This window comes from Wolbachia endosymbiont of Pentidionis agamae, from assembly GCF_036711655.1.
Classification (GTDB): Bacteria; Pseudomonadota; Alphaproteobacteria; order Rickettsiales; family Anaplasmataceae; genus JAZHPY01.
Genome location: NZ_JAZHPY010000120.1, coordinates 1 through 1,996, shown reverse-complemented (window position 1 = coordinate 1,996; position 1,996 = coordinate 1). Strand labels below are relative to the sequence as shown.

Genomic DNA, 1,996 nt, shown 5'->3' with positions numbered 1-1,996 from the left:
ACAACTGATGAAGATTTATACAAACCTAGTACTTCATTTCCAAGACGTTAATTTACTATACACTTTAGGTTATGTTTAATAACCTAAAGTGTGCACAATAGAATATAGCAATAAAATTAGTATTCTCCAAGAATTTTAACTTCCCATTCAAGATCAATATTGAATTTTTGTTTTACTCGTTTTTGAACCTCGTTACCAAGATTTTCTAGGTCAGATGCAGTTGCATTATTATAATTTAATAAGAAATTACAGTGTTTTTCAGAAATTTTAGCACCTCCAATGCTCAAACCTCTACACCCAGATTTATCAATTAGTTTCCATGCCTTGTGGTGTGTCGTATTCTTAAAAAAACTACCAGCAGTCCTACCAACAGTTATTTGGCTTTTTTTCTTTTTACCAATATTTTCTTTTATTGTTTTTATGATTGTTTGATATTTTGATTTTATTATTTTAAATTCAGCTTCGATAAAAATCCACTTTCCTTTCAAATTATACCCACGATAAAAATACTCCATTTCGTTATTAGATATCACGCAGATTTCACCATTTTCTAGGTTAACTGCCTTAACAGATTTTAAAATATCCGACATACTACTTCCATAACTACCGGCATTCATTGCTACGCCGCCACCAATAGTACCAGGAATTCCAACCAGAAATTCCATTCCTCCTATCTCATGTTCTAGAGCAAAATAAGCAAGACGACTTAGTAGAGTTGCACCGCCAACACGAAGGGTGTTATTCTTATATATAAAATATGCAAATTCTTTACCTAATTTTATTACTGAATTTTTTATCCCACCATCTCTAATTAGTATATTAGAAGTTGCACCAATTACATCTATAGGCAAATTAATATTCTTAATAAAATATATCAAGTCATCAGTATCGTATGGCTTAAATATGAGATCAGCTATACCACCTGTGCCAAGCCAAGTTACTCGAGACATTAAAGTATTCTTACGATATACTCCACGTATCTCAGGTAATAATAAGCTACTGACTAACATTTATTTTTAACCTTAGTGCTGAATCAACGCCCATTTCTTCTGCATTCTCTGCAGGAGAAATGCATTCATTAAAATATAGATTATTTCCATTTGCAAGCATGGAACGAAGACGTAATACATTTGTATCTACATATTCAGCTAGTGCAGCCATAGGTGTAAAACATGAACCATTAACTGTTTTCATAAAACTGCGCTCGGCTTTTATTCTCACAAAAGACTCTCTATCATTAATTTCCTTCAAAATATTCACGACCTTTATATCATCTTTTCTACACTGAACACAGATTGTGCCCTGCCCTACTGCACTCAGCATTTTTTCTGGGGACAATACTTCCTTAATTAAATTATGTTTACCTAGTCTGAGTAATCCTGCCTCCGCTAAAATAATCCCATCAAAATCCTTGTTTTGCAATCTAGTTACTACATTTCCCCGTAAAGGCAATACATTTAAATCTGGTCTCAAATGTAATAATTGCATTTTTCTTCTAATTGATGACGTACCTACTGTGGCACCATACGGTAAGGAATTTATACTCCCATACTTCGATGAAATAAAAATGTCGTAAGGACTAGACCTTTTTAGTACACATGGAATAGTTAAGCCATTTGCAAAGAACGCAGGTACATCCTTTAGTGAATGAACTGCTATATCGATATTATTATTAAGTAATTCATTTTCAATTTCTTTAATAAAAAGCCCTTTACCTCCTATTTCAGTAAGACTTACGTTACGATATTTATCTCCAGAAGTTGTAATTTTTATAATTTTGATCAGAAAATTAGTACTGTACTTAAATAATTCTTGTTTTACCTCCAAAGCTTGAGCAACTGCTAAATCACTTTTTCTAGTACCTATTCTTATTAACATGCATTAACACTTACTAATTAAGTATTAGACTAATTTCAGATTTCAAATTTTTATTGATTAATATATAGCATTTAATTTATAATGTAGGGGATTATAAGTTACTTCCATAAAAATGATT

General features: G+C 31.6%; 2 protein-coding genes. Both read right to left on the bottom strand.

Features of this window, described 5'->3' with window-relative positions; genetic code table 11:
- Window positions 1–116: 116 nt before the first annotated feature.
- Complete coding sequence (gene murB / locus V6U76_RS05165; RefSeq protein ID WP_333024067.1) at window positions 117–1,010, bottom strand: UDP-N-acetylmuramate dehydrogenase; 894 nt, start codon at window positions 1,008–1,010, stop codon at window positions 117–119.
- Complete coding sequence (hemC, locus tag V6U76_RS05160) at window positions 997–1,878, bottom strand: hydroxymethylbilane synthase (RefSeq protein WP_333024065.1); 882 nt, start codon at window positions 1,876–1,878, stop codon at window positions 997–999. The genes murB and hemC overlap by 14 nt, the downstream gene beginning before the upstream one ends.
- Between the last annotated feature and the right edge of the window lie 118 nt (window positions 1,879–1,996).

What these genes read in the sequence shown, in the direction of transcription:
- murB (WP_333024067.1), bottom strand. Translation starts at nt 1,010, where the DNA reads ATGTTAGTCAGTAGCTTATTATTACCTGAGATACGTGGAGTATATCGT.
- hemC (WP_333024065.1), bottom strand. Translation starts at nt 1,878, where the DNA reads ATGTTAATAAGAATAGGTACTAGAAAAAGTGATTTAGCAGTTGCTCAA.